At 59.2% G+C, this 15,696-nt stretch carries 15 protein-coding genes and 1 pseudogene; 7 read left to right on the top strand and 9 right to left on the bottom strand.

The window, feature by feature from the left end:
- Positions 1-241: 241 nt before the first annotated feature.
- Positions 242-1,180: an NAD(P)-dependent oxidoreductase gene (locus tag NKH60_RS21935; protein ID WP_352873294.1), complete on the bottom strand. Its 939-nt coding sequence runs from the start codon at positions 1,178-1,180 to the stop codon at positions 242-244.
- A gap of 145 nt (positions 1,181-1,325) precedes the next feature.
- Between NKH60_RS21935 and NKH60_RS21930 the strand changes: the two genes are divergently transcribed.
- Positions 1,326-2,222 carry an NAD-dependent epimerase/dehydratase family protein gene (locus NKH60_RS21930; RefSeq protein ID WP_352836353.1) on the top strand — a complete coding sequence of 299 codons (897 nt, stop codon included), beginning with the start codon at positions 1,326-1,328 and terminating at the stop codon, positions 2,220-2,222.
- A gap of 100 nt (positions 2,223-2,322) precedes the next feature.
- Here the strand turns inward: NKH60_RS21930 and NKH60_RS21925 are convergent, their stop codons facing one another.
- Complete coding sequence (locus tag NKH60_RS21925; protein ID WP_352836355.1) at positions 2,323-2,727, bottom strand: VOC family protein; 405 nt, start codon at positions 2,725-2,727, stop codon at positions 2,323-2,325.
- 108 nt (positions 2,728-2,835) lie between these two features.
- Between NKH60_RS21925 and NKH60_RS21920 the strand changes: the two genes are divergently transcribed.
- Positions 2,836-3,318 carry a MarR family winged helix-turn-helix transcriptional regulator gene (locus NKH60_RS21920; protein WP_352836358.1) on the top strand — a complete coding sequence of 161 codons (483 nt, stop codon included), beginning with the start codon at positions 2,836-2,838 and terminating at the stop codon, positions 3,316-3,318.
- A 287-nt stretch (positions 3,319-3,605) separates the two neighbouring features.
- On the opposite strand, the pseudogene NKH60_RS21915 reads toward NKH60_RS21920, so the two are convergent.
- The 7 genes and pseudogenes from NKH60_RS21915 to NKH60_RS21885 all read right to left on the bottom strand — a co-directional run.
- A pseudogene (locus tag NKH60_RS21915) lies at positions 3,606-3,826 on the bottom strand (recombinase family protein); the annotation flags it as partial.
- Between the two features lie 130 nt (positions 3,827-3,956).
- Positions 3,957-4,571 (bottom strand): hypothetical protein, encoded by a 615-nt coding sequence (locus NKH60_RS21910; RefSeq protein ID WP_352873291.1) that lies wholly within the window; start codon positions 4,569-4,571, stop codon positions 3,957-3,959.
- A gap of 302 nt (positions 4,572-4,873) precedes the next feature.
- Positions 4,874-6,268 carry a UvrD-helicase domain-containing protein gene (locus tag NKH60_RS21905; RefSeq protein ID WP_352873289.1) on the bottom strand — a complete coding sequence of 465 codons (1,395 nt, stop codon included), beginning with the start codon at positions 6,266-6,268 and terminating at the stop codon, positions 4,874-4,876.
- Complete coding sequence (locus tag NKH60_RS21900) at positions 6,265-7,110, bottom strand: hypothetical protein (RefSeq protein WP_352873287.1); 846 nt, start codon at positions 7,108-7,110, stop codon at positions 6,265-6,267. The genes NKH60_RS21905 and NKH60_RS21900 overlap by 4 nt, the downstream gene beginning before the upstream one ends.
- 490 nt (positions 7,111-7,600) lie before the next feature.
- Positions 7,601-8,089 (bottom strand): nucleoside deaminase, encoded by a 489-nt coding sequence (locus NKH60_RS21895; RefSeq protein WP_352873297.1) that lies wholly within the window; start codon positions 8,087-8,089, stop codon positions 7,601-7,603.
- A gap of 888 nt (positions 8,090-8,977) precedes the next feature.
- Positions 8,978-9,835: an EamA family transporter gene (locus tag NKH60_RS21890; protein ID WP_352836367.1), complete on the bottom strand. Its 858-nt coding sequence runs from the start codon at positions 9,833-9,835 to the stop codon at positions 8,978-8,980.
- Positions 9,832-10,446 (bottom strand): nitroreductase family protein, encoded by a 615-nt coding sequence (locus tag NKH60_RS21885; RefSeq protein WP_352836370.1) that lies wholly within the window; start codon positions 10,444-10,446, stop codon positions 9,832-9,834. Before NKH60_RS21885 ends, NKH60_RS21890 begins: the two co-directional genes overlap by 4 nt.
- A gap of 110 nt (positions 10,447-10,556) precedes the next feature.
- Between NKH60_RS21885 and NKH60_RS21880 the strand changes: the two genes are divergently transcribed.
- From NKH60_RS21880 to NKH60_RS21860, 5 genes are all read left to right on the top strand, one after another.
- Positions 10,557-11,558, top strand: coding sequence for a LysR family transcriptional regulator (locus NKH60_RS21880; protein WP_352836373.1), 1,002 nt, complete (start codon positions 10,557-10,559; stop codon positions 11,556-11,558).
- Positions 11,559-11,588: 30 nt separating this feature from the next.
- Complete coding sequence (locus NKH60_RS21875) at positions 11,589-12,362, top strand: FadR/GntR family transcriptional regulator (RefSeq protein ID WP_352453268.1); 774 nt, start codon at positions 11,589-11,591, stop codon at positions 12,360-12,362.
- 207 nt (positions 12,363-12,569) lie between these two features.
- Positions 12,570-13,562 carry a substrate-binding domain-containing protein gene (locus NKH60_RS21870; protein WP_352542459.1) on the top strand — a complete coding sequence of 331 codons (993 nt, stop codon included), beginning with the start codon at positions 12,570-12,572 and terminating at the stop codon, positions 13,560-13,562.
- Positions 13,563-13,687: 125 nt separating this feature from the next.
- Positions 13,688-14,821 (top strand): ABC transporter permease, encoded by a 1,134-nt coding sequence (locus NKH60_RS21865; protein ID WP_352836376.1) that lies wholly within the window; start codon positions 13,688-13,690, stop codon positions 14,819-14,821.
- Positions 14,818-15,669, top strand: coding sequence for an ATP-binding cassette domain-containing protein (locus NKH60_RS21860; RefSeq protein WP_352836379.1), 852 nt, complete (start codon positions 14,818-14,820; stop codon positions 15,667-15,669). The genes NKH60_RS21865 and NKH60_RS21860 overlap by 4 nt, the downstream gene beginning before the upstream one ends.
- Positions 15,670-15,696: the final 27 nt, after the last annotated feature.

Genomic DNA, 15,696 nt, shown 5'->3' with positions numbered 1-15,696 from the left:
CTCAAAGGCCGGACATATGGACGCAAGCGATCGAAAACGACGCAAAACAACCGTTGCAGGCAGGGCGCCGTCCACATATGGATCCCAGGGTCTGCGCGACGTCGCTTCGCTCCTGCTCCGCCCTGGGATGACGAAGGTGTGGTGTCATATGCTAATCGCCAGCGTCGGAGATTGGCGGATGTAGCTGGTCGGCAGCGAACGTTTGCAGTTGCGACACTCCCAGGCGTTAACCCCAACGTTCTCAGATCGCCTGCTTTTTGCCATCCCTGGTCGGCATCAGGTCGACGCCGTTGACCTTGCCGATGTGCGTCGCCAGCATCGGCACGTACTGATCGGCGGGGCCGGTGGCGAAGGCGCCGGCGAAGGCGTTCTTGGTGGCGTTGCCGAGCGGGTTGGCGATGCCGGCAGCACCCGCCATCGATTCGAGATAGGTGAGATCCTTGAAGGCGTTGGCGATGGTGAATTTGTGCGCGTCGCGGTCGCCTTCCAGCGTCCAGCGCATGAAGGTCTGGTAGAAGCCGCAATCCATGCGGCCGTTGCGGATGACGCTGTCGAAGCGCGGCGGCGAGATGCCAACCTTCTGCGCCAGCGCCAGCGCCTCGGAATAGATCGCGGCGTAGCCGAGCGAGATGAAATTGTTGAGCAGCTTCATGCGATGGCCGTCGCCGGTATCGCCGATATGGACGATGCGCCCGGCCCAGGTTTCGAGCACCGGCTTCAGCCGGGCAAAGACCGCATCGGGCGCGCCGACCATGGCGTCGAGCGTGCCTTCCCAAGCCTCCTTCGGGGTGCGGCTGAGCGGGGCATCGACATAATCGACGCCGAGCCCCTTGAGCTCGGCGGGCAGCGCCACCGTCGAAACGGGATCAGAGGTCGAGCAATCGACGACAACCGATCCCGGCTTCAGGCCTTCCTTGAGACCGCCTGGGCCGCGAATGATGGCTTCGACCTCGCGCGAGCCGGTGACGCAGATGAAGACGATATCGGATGCCGCCGCGACGTCGCGCGAGGTTGCCGCTTCCCTGGCGCCGCGGCCGAGCAGGTCTTCCGCCGGCTTGCGGTTCTTGCGGCCGAGAAACGTCAGCGGATAACCCTTGTCGACGATGTTCTTCGCGATCCCATGCCCCATCAGGCCAAGCCCGATGAAGCCGATCTTTTCGCTCGCGGCGGTCGTGTTCATGTCGTTTCGTCCTATTTGCAGTGATGGATGACGGCGCTGCACATTGCCGGCGAATTGTTGAAGCGGGTTTTTGCCGCATGCCATGGCAGGCGATTGCAGAGTTCGGTATTGTCTGACAATACACATGAATCTTAGGGAGAGCAAAATGACGAAGCGGATCATGTTCACCGGCGGCAGCGGCAAGGCCGGGCGCCACGTCGTGCAGTATCTGGTCGAGCAGGGCTGCCAGGTGCTCAACATCGACACCAAGCCGCTCGACAATCCCAAGGTGCGCACGCTGATCACCGACATCACCGACAGCGGGCAGGTGTTCAATGCGCTGTCGAGCTATATCGGCCTGCATGAATTCGACCCGTCGCTGCGTACGCAGCCGGTGGATGCCGTGGTGCATTTCGCGGCGATCCCGCGCATCATGATCACGCCCGACAATGAGGTGTTCCGCATCAACGCGCTCGGCACCTATAACGTCATCGAGGCCGCGGTGAAGCTTGGCATCCGCAAGGTGGTGATCGCCTCCAGCGAAACGACCTACGGCCTGGTCTTCGCCAACGAACCGCGCAACCCGACGCATTTTCCGCTCGACGAGCCGTACGACGTCGACCCGATGGACAGCTACGCGCTGTCCAAGGTCGTCAACGAGAAGACGGCGCGCGCCTTTGCGCTGCGCAGCGGCTTCGACATCTACGCCTTGCGCATCGGCAACGTCATCGAGCCGCATGAATATTCGCTGTTTCCGAAATGGTTCGCCGATCCAGGTTTCCGCAAGCGCATCGCCTGGAGCTATATCGACGCGCGCGACCTCGGCCAGATCACGCTGCGCGCCATCGAAAAGGACGGGCTCGGCTACCAAGTGTTCAACGCCGCCAACGACGACACCTCGTCCGATCTTCCGACAGCCGAACTCCTGAAGCGGTTTTATCCCGACGTGCCGGTCCAGGGTGAACTTGGTGAATACGAGACGCTGCTCTCCAACCGCAAGGCGCGGGACATGCTCGGCTTCCGGCCGGAGCACAGCTGGCGGAAATACGTCAAGACGGCCTGACGGGGGCAGCTGACGCGAAACCGGCACTGGGCCGGCCCCGAATTGCTCGTCATGACTCCAGGCTCACACCCGCTACTACCGATGCGCGCACACCCTACGTTCAGGTGTTCGCCGTCGGGTTCATCCATACGATTTCCCAGACGTAGCCATCCGGGTCTTCAATGTGGCGGTTATACATGAAGCCAAGATCCTGTGCTGGGTTGGGATCGGCGCGACCGCCCGCCGCGACCGCGCTGGTCAGTGTTGCATCGACGGCATCGCGGTTATCCACCGTGAGGGCGATCATTGCCTGGCTGTCGCGCCGTGCGTCGCCGATTGGGCGTGTGGTGAATTCGCGGTAGTGGTCATGGGTCAGCAGCATCACCCCGATCGTGTCCGAGAACATGAGCGAGGTGGATTTCTCGCCCGAAAACTGCGGGTTCACGGTGCCGCCTAGCGCCACGTAGAACGCCGTCGACGCCGACAGGTCACGGACAGGCAGGTTCACGAAAATCATTTTGGGCATCGATTTCGCTTTCTCCAGGGCTGCGCGCTGCGCTATTGTCTTGCTGCAATGTTAGTAGATGCAATGTATCTTGATTGCAAGATACATTTTGGCGAGGGAATATTTGCCATGGATCGCGCCGAGGCCGCAGCTAAGCAATGGGCCCGCGAGCGCCCCGATCTTCCGTCGTTACCTGTTGAAACGGCAGGTCGTCTGCTTGATGCCGCCGCGCGGGTCATCCGCGATCACATGAACCCGTTGCTCAAAGAAGCAGGCCTGAATGTTGGTGAGTTCGATGTGCTCACGCCGCTCAGGCGCGCCGGTGAACCCTATATGCTTTCACCTACTCAGCTCTACGAATCGGCAATGATCTCCTCGGGCGGCATGACCAGCCGCCTGGACCGGCTGGAGCGCGCCGGGCTGGTTGAACGACGCCCCGATCCCAACGACCGGCGTGGCAAGCAAATTGCGCTGACGACCGGCGGCAAGCGCGCGATAGACGATTTGATCGGTCCAATGGTGGCGCTCGAAGAGCAATTAATCTCCGTGCTGACGCCGGCGGAGCAGGAAACTCTTAATGCTCTACTTAAGAAATTGCTGACAGGCCTCTAATGCGACGCGCACCTCGCGCATCGTCCTACATTAGGTATAGCCTGGACTGTCGGATCCGAATATCCCCAGTCTGCAATCTGTCTAGAATCATAAACGTACTCTTGTGGGTCGTCTGGCGTCAAAGCTCTAAAGCCATCTCCATCCGGTTATACATCGAGAAAGCCGAAGCTATCAGCACAGACAGCTGGACATCTTGATCAGACGCGCCAGCACTGAGCGCAGCATCGATGTCACTCTTTGTCACGCTGAGCGCTTTGGCATCAAGCTTAACTGCAATCGCAATTAGCGTCGCGGGTGTCGCGGCCAAGCCGGTCGAGCCGGGCGACGACCAGCTCGTCGCCGGGTCGGAGAAAGTCGATGATAGTGGCAAGTTCGGCTCGCCCGTCACGGCTGGCACCGGAGACCTTTTCCGACCGAATGATGCCGCAGCCTTCGGCCGTCAACTTGGCGGTGTGCGTTTCGAGGTCCTGGTCGGGGTGCTGACGCGGGCGTAGCCAATTCGGCTCATGGGTGTCACCTCAAGGTTTAGGCCCGAGGGTAGACTGTCACAAATAGTCGATGTCAACCCAGATGTTACACAGGCTTTGCAGCTAGGTGTTACGTCACCTCAGGGCATATCCTGATCTTACTGTAAGCTGCTATGCGTCGGCTACCTCAAGAAGTCCGGCATGAATAGCGGGCACAATTAGCTTACTGGGACCACGAGCCTTCTCACCGATAATCTCCACTCGGTACTTGGCGCGGCTGACGGCCACATAGAGGCGGTTGTGGGCAGCATAGGACAAGAAATTTTTACTGCTTTCACTTTCGTCTTTGGAAGTCGGTGGAACACGGCCCCCGTCGATGCCCACTGCCACCACAGCATAAAACTCCAGTCCTCCCACATAGTCGGCATGGCCTATTACCACCTGACCGGATCGATTGGCAGCCTCTACCGCGCGCAAATCCCCGCGGCGTTTGAGGATACTGTAGGGTTTGTTCCGTTTCTCGGCGAACGCCGCTAAACTCTCCACAATCTTTTCGTCGAGTGACACAATCAGTATGTCACTCCGCCGACAACTCAAATCACTCTGGAGAATCTCGGTGCGGGCGAAAGCCGCCTCAATGAGAGCCTCGTCATTAGCCACGTTGAAATACCGCGGAATGGCAGCTAGCTTTTCATCGACGTCTGTAAACGCGGAACCAGCGGCCTCAACCGGATTATCAAAATTCGTGAAAAGCATCGCCCCCGAGGCAACAATAGAAAAAGACAAATTGACGATCTGAGTTGAAGATCGAAAAATCGTCTTGAATTGATTGCGTTCCTCCGTTCGATTCTCCTTAGACTGGGTTATGGCCGTACCAATCTCAGTCGTGGTCCATCCTCGATCGCCAACCGCCTGAGAGCGGTCTACCGAATATATAATTGGATAAGGTCCCTCAGTCTTGGTAAAATAGTGGAATAGATGCAACTCATTAATGTTAAATAGGTGGGTTTCGTCTACGAATATCGAATCGTAGCCATCGCGTACCCGCCTCCTGCGCCAAATAGGTGTATCTAGCTGTCCAATCGCAGTTAAGACGACGTCATCAGTATCGAACTGCCCAGCATCACCCAGTCTGGCCTGATACTTCTTAAAAACTGTAAATATAAATCCCTTGTCTGCTTCTGTTGAGACCGGTATTCCATACTTAAGCGGCAGGATTTCTTATATTTGTCGAGGTCCTCCGAGGCGCGACCTTTGATAATAACACTAATTTCGTGCTGGAGCATCTCGGCGATTTTCCAGTTGTCTTCATCTCTTAAGAACGTCGTCAGTTCCGGCGACAGGAAGCGCTGATGTGAAGGGAGATCAATGGTTCTGGCTTCCTCGAAGGCTTCCGAGACGTAGAGAAGCTGAAGCTCTTTCGACTCCATCGCGTCTCGGTCGATAAACTCAGATTCGCTAATGTGCTGCCGCAACTGTTCTGCGCACAGGTCGCTTAGGGTACAAACCTTCAGCGAATGATTTGAGGACGACCGATCCCGCTCTGCAAAGTTAAACGGATCGATGACCGATAGAAACTCCTTCACCGAACTTCGCGTAGCATCGCTGTGAGTGACAAATACGATATGATTTGGCTCTTGGGCGCTTTCAGCTCGTGCAAGGGCGTGGATTGCCTTTAACATCAGGCAAAGCGTCTTGCCGGTGCCTGCGGCCCCTTCAATTCGGTGGGCACCGATGATGGGGGCCTCCACGAAAGCGCGCTGTTGAACTGTTAAAAGGGGCTGCCAATCTCCATAACTGCGAAATATGGATGTCGTCGCATCCCCATTGGCCTCTCCCAAATCAGACACCTGAAGTTGGTCGACCTTAGGCCCGTTGGGAACAGCGGCTCCTGCTAACACCCGTGACTCTTCCTTTATCGACGGAAGGTCGTCATAGGCCTTGCGGAAATTGGTGAGTTCGGCCACTTCCCGGACAGCATCCCCGGCTTCGTACCCCGCTTTGTATGCCAGCAGGAATTTCCCCGCACCACCGCGCTTAGCTAAGCGTTCAGCCATCGGTTCCCGCTCGATAACAACCCGGAAAGGAGTGGGCTTATACTGAAAAGGAAACAATACGACCTTGCTACTGCCGGATATTATCTTTTCAGAAAATGTTAGGCTCAGACCCTGCCAGAGTTTTTTTGCAAGACGAAGCAACTTCTGCACCGCAAACAGAGCCTCGAAATCATTTAATTGCTTGAAGAAATCTGCGGACTCTGCATCAACTACAAGGAATCTCGCGTCTCGAGAAATATCGGGAGAGACTATTGCCAACCCGTCCGCACTGCGGATCACTTTGATGTTCGCCGAAATGGCAAACTGGCTATCTCGACCGGCGAGAACGTTCAGAAATTCTTTTCCCTGCTCAAATTCTGAAGACTGAAGAAATCGGCTTGCGACGATCTCATCAATCGCCCCGGAGTCGAACATTATGTATTTCATCCAACTACCCTTTGGGAATCTGGAATGCGCGAACACACCGCGTTTATGTAGTCCCGATCGGCATCGGTCACGCCGATCCGACCGAACATCAGAGAAAAAGTTTGCAGAATATGCTCGATATCAGGCGAGGCGATTTCACTAATTGGCATAGAGAAATCGTCAACTTGAAACGAAATATAAGACGGCCAAGACAATGGACCTTGCGCGTCTAAGGTGCGGGCATCAGCACCCCGAGCTATAGTCATGGCTAAGCTGCGAGGAATAAAAGTGACTTCCCGCATAAGCGCTACATATCCGCGCGGCTCTTCACCATCGAACACTCGTGACAAAAAATAATGACCACTCAGATTGTGGCGGATTAATTCTTCCAGCAAGCGCTTTTTTTGCGCGTCAAATTGCTTGTAGAGGTTATCGATACAAAGAGAGATATTTCTTTGGAAGGAGGCTAAAAATTCACAAACTTCGACGATGTCAAAGAATTGCTTCGCTGGCTTTTTCCCCTTGGAGTAATCATCCAAAAAAAAGCTATCAAATATCTGCCGTGGAGATTGAGAGTTCAAAAGACTCTCTGCAATTCCGGCCGTTTTAAGTGCTCCTTTCAATTTTCCGGTCGTATCGGCTGATGCACGAGAAAGCATTAAATCTAAACCATCAGTAACAAGCCAATCGTCCAAAGAGACAACCGGGACATAGTTCAACATAGGGAATTTCTCTTGGGCAAGGTCGCAGCGCGCGGTGATTATCAAGCCGAAAACTTGACGCCCGTCGTAACGTTCTGCTTTGGCGCATGTGAAAATTACGCCTTGGTTCAATCGACCGATTTTGGGGGAACGAAGTTCCATTGCCTTTGATAAGCCTCCGGAGATTCTAGGGATTTGGAATTTGCGACCGTGTCTAGACTATGTCAACGACTGCGCCGCCTAGTACCATGGGTGTGCCAATCCATTCCTACCGAAGGGACCGAGATCTAGAGCGCACTAGTTTTCCTGAAGTGCACTTTTCTTGCAATGAGCTGACGATGGGAAGTACGGCGACATGGCAGACCAACCAAAATTTCATCACTATCTACCCAGCTTCTATCAGGCCCAATTGGGCGGCGAAGACGGTCGGCTATTTCGGTACAGAAAGGTCTTTGGAGACAAAATCGACCGCTGTGGGTGTATCCGACGCAGTCTGGCGGTGAGGACAACCTTTATTCGGATTCCGCAAAAGCGCCCGACGGGGCGACAATGGGTTGAGAAGACCTTTATGTCGCCCCTCGATTCACAAGCGCACAAAGCCCCAAGAATGATTGGGACCGCGCCTCTGCCTCTGAATCAATGAGTCCTGACCCTACTTGTCTTTCCAGAATTCGGCCTGGAGTTGCGCCGCTTCATCGGCAAGCAGCGGGCCGATGACTTCAGTCGGACGCTGCCCGGCTTCGAAGACGATCCTGCAGGGCAGGTCGAGTGTGGGGTTCTCGACCTGTGCGCCCGTCACCCGCTTGAGGTCGTGTTCGCTCTGGCCAAAGACGACCCGTCCAATGCCCGCCCAATAGATTGTCCCGGAGCACATCGCGCAAGCTTCGGCCGAACTGTAGAGCGTGCAGGAGGCCAGCTTTTCGAGGCTGACATTCATCCCTGCCCACGAGGCCAGCAGCCTTTCGGCATGAGCGGTGCGGTCGCCGCCGCCGGCTTTGTAAGCGTTGGGCTGCTCGCGCAACACATTGCCGTCCTTGTCAGCGAGCAGCGAACCAAAGGGATGTTCGCCGGCATCGCGGGCCTTGCGCGCGACTTCGAACGCCTGACGGAGCAGGCGCTCATCATAGGGGCGTTGTGGCATCGGCAGATCCTCCGGCAGCTGCAGCGGGATCTTTGCCGTCGTCAATCACTTCGTCGGCTTCCTCGCCTGTCGCAATGCGCATGACATGGACTGCGTTGCCGATCACATCGGAGGGCGCTTCTGGCCTCTAGGACCGGTTGGCATAGGCTGGCTTCCCAAGTGTCCGGGCATCATTCATGCAGTCGGCCTTTATAGCCTCATAGTCCGGGCCCTGCCGTTCAACCGAGCGTCCGTCATAATGGCGACCGCTAAATCGGTACACGCCAGCTGAGACCTCGCCAGAGGTAAACGTCCAACCTTCCAATGCGTCTTGATTGTGATCGCTCACGATTGCTCCCATGCTTTCCGGTAAGCATACAGGAGCTCAGCCCGATATGGGAAATGCATGTTGCATTCCGTCAAATTTCAAACTGAGACACTACCGGCCCCTGGCGTCACTGGCAAGCGTTGGGAAATCAGTGATATTGTCGCGCTGATCCAAGCCAAAGAGGCAGAGAAGCCTATGGTTCGCGGCCAAAAGCAGGGAGTGAGGACATTTGAAGTACGAGTGGGCGAACAATCCTCACTTGTTTATTCCAATAACAGCATGTGTCGTTGTCTTGGCCCTGAGTTTCGCAGCCATGTTCGTCGCACTCCTAAGCATAATTCTGCGCACCGATTTCTATGGGTCAATCGATGACCAGAACCTTCCATGGGGCGAACGACTGGGGAAGCGAGACGCAAGGCTTCGTGCTGGATTTTGGTCAGCGCGCTTCCTGATACCGCGCCGGGTGATTGCATATGGTGCTGTGGTGTTCTTCTGCAGCTTCGGTGCGGTTGAGCTTATTTTAACCGTCTTCGGCCATCCGTCTTGATCGAATTTTCAAACTGACCCACTCCCGCCCAGGCTCAAGCCTCGTTGCGGCTAGGGCGTTGAGCCAGCCAGATGCTGCCGATGACGAAAACGACGCCGGCGATTTGAGGCAAGGTCAGCGTCTGATCCAGGATTACCCATCCGAGCAGCACGGCGGTCACCGGGCTGAGGAAAAGCAGCGATGACACCACCGAAGATTCGAGTCGCGCAATGCCCCGGAACCAGAGGACATAGGTCAGCGCCGCACCGATCAGGCCGAGCCACACCAGTCCAAGCAGGTTGGCCGCGGTAGGGAACGGGATGGGTGGTTCGAAAAGCAGGACAACCGGAACGAGAAGGAGACCACCGGCAGTCAGTTGCCATGCGGTAAAGGCGAGCAGCGATGCTGGCGGCTGCCACTTGCGGCCCAACACGCTGCCGAAGGCCATTGAGGCCGCCCCGGCGAGGCCGGCGGCAACGCCGACCGCATCGAGCGTCGCGTTCGGGGTCAGCACCAGCAACGCGACACCGGCGATCCCGACAAGGGCGGCGACGATCGCCAACCGGCGGACAGGGCTGGCAAGCAGGGCAGCAGCGAGGAAAATCACAATCAACGGCTGGACCGACAGCACGGTCGCCGCGACCCCGCCCGGAAGCCGGTAGGCGGCGACAAACAACATGCTCAGGAAGATCGAGATGTTGAGGGCTCCGAGGACGAAACTGCGCAGCCACCAGATGCCCGTCGGCAATTGCCGGACGATCGCCAGCAGCAGCAATCCGGCGGGCAGGGCTCGCAGCATTGCGACCGTCATCGGCGAGAAGTTCGGCAGGAACTGCGTGGTGACGATATAGGTGCTGCCCCATATTGCCGGTGCGATGGCTGTAAGCAGCAGATCGGAACGGTGCGTCTTCATAAGATTTCCAGAACTTCGGCAAGAGGGCGGCGCGGCTTTTGCGGCCAGTTTCCGGGCGCGGCGCGGCCGACCGCGATGAGCATCACCGCCATTTCATTGCGCGCAAGGCCAAACTCGCGGGCCACGCCTTCGGCATCGAAGCCTGCCATCGGACCGGAGACGAGCCCCAGCGCTTCGGCCGCGAAAATCAGCGTTGCGGCGCCAAGCGTTGCCGAGCGCACGGCTTCGTCGCGGGCCGCTAGAGGATCGGCATATTGGGCGCGGGCGCCCTCCCGCCACCCCGAAGCCATATCCGCCGGCATGAAGCCGGCTTCGACGAACGGACGGAGCCTGGCATCGAGGGCAGCGTGGTCGGGCAGTACGCCGCAGATGATGAAGGTGACGGCTGCCTCCTGCACCTTGGCCTGGCCATGGGCGAGGCTGCGCAATCGTGCCTTTGCTTCCGGCGTCCGCACCGCGATGAACCGCCAATTCTGAAGGTTGTAGGCGCTTGGCGCTCGCGTTGCGAGACGTGCCAGCTCCTCGATCTCGGCGTCCGTCAATTCGTGCGAGGCATCGAACCGATTGGCCGACATGCGCCGCTCGATAAGGGAAATTGCGGGGTTGGTCATCATGTCATTCCGAAACTGAGAAAGTCGTTCGGGAAGCAGATAGAGAATTTACCAAGGAGCGATAATATGCAACAATTGCAAGACATTATTTACTGGAAGAGAATGGTGCGATGGATCGCCTGACGGCGTTGCAGGTTTTCCGCCATGTGGCGGAACTGAACAGCTTTGCCGAAGCCGGACGGCGGCTCGGTCTCTCGCCTCCCGCTATCAGCAAGAACATCGCCGAGCTGGAGGCGCATCTGGGGGTGCGGCTCATCAACCGGACAACGCGGCGCATGGCGCTGACCGAAGAGGGCAGGATCTACCTGGAGCATGTCACGCAGGGGCTCGATGCGCTGGCGAGGGCCGACCAGGTGCTCGGCCCGATCAAGACGGCGCCGAGCGGCACGTTGCGGGTCAGCGCGCCGATGACTGTCACGTTGACGCGGCTTTCGGCTGCGATCCCCGCGTTTCTATCGCGCTATCCCGATTTGAAACTCGATCTGCATCTTGACGACAGACGCGTCGATATCGTGCGGGAGGGATTTGACCTGGCCATTCGCGGCAGCGACAATCTCGAGGATTCCAGTCTGGTCGCCAGAAAGCTTGCGGTCATGCCGCACGTGCTTTGCGCAGCTCCGTCCTACTTCGAGGAGCATGGCCGGCCCAAAACGCCTGCCGATTTGAAGACGGCCAATTGCATCCGGTTCAGCCTCTCGGGGCATGCGGACATATGGGAATTCCGCAAGGACGGCCGCGCCGAGCGGATCGCCATCGACGGACGATATACGGTCTCGTCAAGCCTTGCCGTGCGCGATGCGCTGCGCGCCGGCTTCGGCGTCAGCCTGATCCCTTATCCCTATGTCGAGAGCGACCTTAAAGCAGGCCGGCTGCAATCGGCTCTGGATGATTGGGACAAGGTCGAAACCACGCTCTACGCGATCTATCCGGCACGCCAGCATCTTGCCCCGAAAATCCGCGTCTTCCTTGATTTCCTGATCGAGGAATTCAGCCGGAACAAAGAGAAACCGTTCGTGCCTCCCCGGCGTGAACGCTTGGCAAAGCGCGGTGTCGGCGAGGGGACGGAGGCGGAAAATCAAGCTGAGATATTGCCGTCGATTTCATCTCCTTGACACGCCTCCAAATCCGGACTTTGTGGAGCTATGCAGGACGCGAAGCCGAATAAGGGAAAGACAGCGGCCGAGGCGTTCGCCGAACGCACGAGCGGTATTCGCCGGGCCGATGCGGCGCGCATGCCGGGATCGAGCGTGCATGCGTCGCTGGCCAACGAGATCGGGCTGAGGATCGTGCGCGGCGATTATCCGCCGGGAACCATCCTGCCCAACGAAGCCAAATGGTCAGAGACCTTCGACGTCAGCCGCTCGGCGGTGCGCGAAGCCATAAAAATGCTGATGGCGAAGAGCCTGCTGTCGTCACGTCCCAAAATCGGCAGCTGGGTTGAGCCTAAGGAACGCTGGAACCTGCTCGATCGCGACGTGCTGGCCTGGTATGCGACCTCGCCGGACCGCGAGGTGTTCCTCAGGACCGTGCAGGAATTCCGCCACATCATCGAGCCGGAGGCCAGCGCCTTTGCCGCCATGCGACGCACCGACGAGCAGATGGCCGAGATCAGCCAGGCCTGCCGCGAGATGGGCGAGGCGACCAACCTGCAGGAGCGCACCCGCGCCGACACGCGGTTTCACCTCGCCATCCTGCGCGCCTCGGGCAATGATCTGCTGGTGCCGCTCGGCGTGCTGATCGAATCGGCATTCGATCATCTGTTTGCTTATACCACGCGGGAACTCGACGATTTGCAGCATGCGCAGAGGCTGCATGAGGCAATCGAGAAGAGCATCCGCCTGCAGCGGCCGGACGCGGCGCGCAATGCGGTGCGCAAGCTGCTGGCCAATACCGACAGCGTCATCAAGTCCAGATAGCCGCCGCCACACATTCAAACAGTCGGATTGTGTCGGTGCGGCCGCCGATGGTGCGCGCTTGACCAATGTTTGCCGGCGAGGTTTCGGCACGAATGGTTCCCGTCAATCGATACGAAATGGGTCTGTTTGACGAACCGGCTGCCGATTAGCTTCCAGATGCGCAAGTCGCTTGGGTCGACCTTAACAACAAGCATAGGGGAAATCGGCATGAGCATGAAAAATGGGCTATCGAAAATTGGCTTCCACGTCAGCCGGGTTGTCGCCATTTCGGCGGTGGCCTTGCTGCCGGTCTTCGGCGCAGCGGCCATGGCGCAGGACAAGGATATCTCGATCTATTTTGTCGGCTGTGCCGCACCGACGGGCTTTCATGGCTATCTGGCACGCGGCGCCGAGGAGGCCGGCAAAAACCTAGGCGTGAAGGTCACCTATATTTTCCCGGATCAGCTTACCATTCCAAACCAGGTGCAGAAGATCGAGGAGGCGATCGCCGCCCAGGCCAACGGCATCGCCATCTGCGCCTTCGCCGAGGATTCTTCCTATGCCGATGTCGCCGCGCGCGCCAAGGAAGCCGGCATTGCCTTCGGCAGCGCCGCCGCGCCGCCGTCCGGTTCGCAAGTGCGCGATCCCAACGATTTCTTCCTGTTCCGCACCGGATCTGATGAAGCGGCGGCGGGCAAGTTGACGGCGCAGCGACTGGTCTCGATGGGCGTCAAGGGCCGCGTCGTGGTCGCCAATCAACAGCCGGGCGACGCGAGCTGCCAGCTCAGGGCGACGTCGCAGATCGATGAGCTCAAGAAGGCCGGCATCGAGGCCGACTTCCTCGAACTGACCATGGATCCGGGCCAGCAGGCGGAAGCGCTGTCAAATTACCTGCGCGTGCACCCCGATACGGCCGCGGCCACGAGCACATGCGACGTGATCGATGGTTTCCTCTCCGCCAAGGCAGATAGCGGCCGGGACGACCTGGTGCTCACCGGCTACGACATCGTCGCGCAATCGCTCGATGCGATAAAGGATGGCCGGCAGGCGTTCACCATCGACCAGCAGCAGTTCTGGCGCGGCTACATGCCTGTGCTGCTCCTGACCCACTACCTGAAATACGGCCTGATCGAAGGTAATTACTTCCTGACCGGTCCGACGGTCGTCGACAAGGACAATGTGGAGCGCGTCTCGGCATTGGTGAAGGAGGGCTATCGCTGATGCACGCCGCCCAAAAGTCCATCAGTGGTTTTTGGACGACAGCAAAAACCTAGCACGCGTCCAGGACGGGCGGCCAAGCCGCCCGTTCGCCATCTTCGTGGCCACTCTTGTATCGGGGTGACGGCATGAACGAACAGCCCGGGCCGAATGCGGCCAACAAGCCTTCCTCCCGTGTGGTCGCCGGCGAGGCGCTGAGACGGCTGATGCTGCGGCCGGAGGCGACGTCGATCGCGGCCGTCGTCATCCTGTTCCTGGTCTTCACCGCGCTCAGCCCGCAGCTTTTCCCCACCAGGCTGTCCTACATCAGCATCATGGCCGTCGCGGCCGAACTCGGTATCGTCAGCGTCGGCGTCACGCTGCTGATGATCGGCGGTCACTTCGACTTGTCGGTGGGCGCGGTGCTCGGACTCACCTCGTTCGTCTGCGTGGTGCTGATGCGCGACTTCGGCCTGCCACCGATCGTAGCCGCGCCGGTCGCGGTGGCCGTCGGAGCCGCGCTTGGCTGGGCCAACGGCATGATCGTGGTCAGGTTCCGCATCCATTCCTTCGTCGTGACGCTCGGCACCATGCTGATCTGGCGCGGCATACTGATCGCGCTGACCGGCGGCTTTCCGATGACGGTCGCCATTCCGCCTGGATTCAAGGCCATAATGGCGGGTCCGCTGCTTGCCGGCTTTCGTATGTCGATGCTGTGGTTCCTGGCAATCGGGCTGGCAGGCACCTTCCTGCTGGCGCGCACCAGGTTCGGCAACTGGATCCAGGCACGTGGCCAGAACGAACAGGCGGCGCGCAATCTCGGCGTACCGGTGGACCGCGTCACCGTCATCCTGTTCATGATCACATCGGCGCTGGCAGCCATCGCCGGCGTCATCCAGGTTGCCCGCTTTTCCTCCGTCGACGCGTTGCGCGGCGAGGGCATCGAACTGCAGGCGGTAGCCGTTACAGTTATCGGCGGGACGCTGCTGGCCGGCGGCTACGGCAGCGTCATCGGCACCATTCTCGGAGCCGTCACCTTCGGCATGATCCAGGTCGGCCTGGTGCTGGCAGGCGCTCCCGGCCATTTCTTCCGCACGCTCACCGGCGTCATTGTCGTCGGCGCGGTCATCCTCAATACCTCGGTGGCGCGCCGCATCGCCAAATCCAGGCCGATGGGCGGCTTCAAGCGCGACAGCAGTGCTGCCGACGCGGCGATTGCCGGCAACGCCGCAACGGCGGAGACACGCCCCGCCGGCAGCCTGGCGAAGGAGAAGACGCGATGAGCGAGCCGTCTGGCCTGGATGCCCAGCGCGGGGTCCGGCTGCCGGCCGGCAGCGGCTCCGACGACCTGATCCTTCGCCGCCCTCCGGTCGAGCCGGTCGCTGCCGGCGCGGTGCCGGTGATCGAGGCTGTCAACCTGTCGAAAGGGTTCGGCGCCACGACCGCGCTGGTCGACGTGTCGCTAAGCGCCTATGCCGGACGCATCCTGGCGCTGCTCGGCGACAACGGCGCCGGCAAATCGACCTTGATCAAGATCCTGTCCGGCGTCTTCCCGCCGGACAGGGGAGAATTGCGCTTCAACGGCGAGAAGGTGGCTTTCGCCAACCCGGCTCAGGCGCGCGAACGCGGCATTGCCACGGTGTTCCAGGACCTTGCCGTCTGCGAATTGCTGTCGGTCACACGCAATGTCGTGCTCGGCCGCGAACCGCTGAAAGGTTTCGGACCGTTCAAATGGCTCGACATGAAACGCGCCGACGACATGGCGCGCTCGGCGCTGCATCAGCTCGGGGTGCGCTGGGAACGCGGCCTGGACGAACGCGGCGTCAACATCTCCGGCGGCGAACGCCAGTCCCTGGCAATCGCAAGAGCCATGTTCTTCGGATCGTCGCTGCTTGTGCTGGATGAGCCTACGTCGGCTCTGGCCGTGCGTCAGGCAGGCCGGGTGCTCGAGCACATTCTCAGGGCACGCGAGCAGGGCCAGGCGGTCATCCTGATCACCCACAATTTCCGTCACGCGCTCTCGGTGGCCGACGATCTGGTGGTTCTGGCGCAGGGGCGCGTGGCGGGCCGGTTCCGGCGTGACGAGATCGAGCTCGACGAATTGACCGACCTCGTTGCCCGTGTCGGGTGAGATGACAATGCAGCAGTTCAGGAGCAG

This window comes from Mesorhizobium sp. M1006 (assembly GCF_040318825.1).
GTDB lineage: Bacteria > Pseudomonadota > Alphaproteobacteria > Rhizobiales > Rhizobiaceae > Mesorhizobium.
Note: the sequence above shows the minus strand (reverse complement) of the source record. Positions and strands in the feature narration are given on the sequence as shown.

Bases quoted from the DNA above. Each gene is read 5' to 3' on its own strand.
- NKH60_RS21935 (WP_352873294.1), bottom strand. From the start codon at position 1,180: ATGAACACGACCGCCGCGAGCGAAAAGATCGGCTTCATCGGGCTTGGC.
- NKH60_RS21930 (WP_352836353.1), top strand. From the start codon at position 1,326: ATGACGAAGCGGATCATGTTCACCGGCGGCAGCGGCAAGGCCGGGCGC.
- NKH60_RS21925 (WP_352836355.1), bottom strand. From the start codon at position 2,727: ATGCCCAAAATGATTTTCGTGAACCTGCCTGTCCGTGACCTGTCGGCG.
- NKH60_RS21920 (WP_352836358.1), top strand. From the start codon at position 2,836: ATGGATCGCGCCGAGGCCGCAGCTAAGCAATGGGCCCGCGAGCGCCCC.
- NKH60_RS21905 (WP_352873289.1), bottom strand. From the start codon at position 6,268: ATGAAATACATAATGTTCGACTCCGGGGCGATTGATGAGATCGTCGCA.
- NKH60_RS21900 (WP_352873287.1), bottom strand. From the start codon at position 7,110: ATGGAACTTCGTTCCCCCAAAATCGGTCGATTGAACCAAGGCGTAATT.
- NKH60_RS21895 (WP_352873297.1), bottom strand. From the start codon at position 8,089: ATGCCACAACGCCCCTATGATGAGCGCCTGCTCCGTCAGGCGTTCGAA.
- NKH60_RS21890 (WP_352836367.1), bottom strand. From the start codon at position 9,835: ATGAAGACGCACCGTTCCGATCTGCTGCTTACAGCCATCGCACCGGCA.
- NKH60_RS21885 (WP_352836370.1), bottom strand. From the start codon at position 10,446: ATGACCAACCCCGCAATTTCCCTTATCGAGCGGCGCATGTCGGCCAAT.
- NKH60_RS21880 (WP_352836373.1), top strand. From the start codon at position 10,557: ATGGATCGCCTGACGGCGTTGCAGGTTTTCCGCCATGTGGCGGAACTG.
- NKH60_RS21875 (WP_352453268.1), top strand. From the start codon at position 11,589: ATGCAGGACGCGAAGCCGAATAAGGGAAAGACAGCGGCCGAGGCGTTC.
- NKH60_RS21870 (WP_352542459.1), top strand. From the start codon at position 12,570: ATGAGCATGAAAAATGGGCTATCGAAAATTGGCTTCCACGTCAGCCGG.
- NKH60_RS21865 (WP_352836376.1), top strand. From the start codon at position 13,688: ATGAACGAACAGCCCGGGCCGAATGCGGCCAACAAGCCTTCCTCCCGT.
- NKH60_RS21860 (WP_352836379.1), top strand. From the start codon at position 14,818: ATGAGCGAGCCGTCTGGCCTGGATGCCCAGCGCGGGGTCCGGCTGCCG.